Annotated in this window: 1 protein-coding gene; it reads right to left on the bottom strand. The window is 73.6% G+C overall.

All coding sequences use genetic code 11. The features are described from left to right. The coding region (locus tag ACZ3GY_RS24175; RefSeq protein ID WP_465912302.1) for a hypothetical protein at nucleotides 1-265 on the bottom strand (265 nt) is incomplete at both ends.

Here is a 265-nt window from a genome sequence, read left to right as displayed (position 1 = left end):
CACCGTGGGGAGCGTCGCGATCAGGTCGGACATCCCGTCCTCCCCCGCCACCACCCGCACGCACCGGGTCACCCGTCCCCGCTGGTGCCGCTCCGCCAGGGTGGTGGGCTGCAGAGACTCCGCCAACGCCAGAAGACGGGCCTTCAACCGCCCCGGGCTCAGCCCGTCGGCGGTGGCGACGGCGAGCACATCGAACTCCCCCCTCCGCTCCTGCGGCAGGGGGAGACCGGCATCCACGATCACCCGCACATGCGCCCGGGTGAGC

The sequence above is a fragment of the Pseudomonas sp. PME37.24/006 genome, assembly GCF_055556635.1.
Note: the sequence above shows the minus strand (reverse complement) of the source record. Positions and strands in the feature narration are given on the sequence as shown.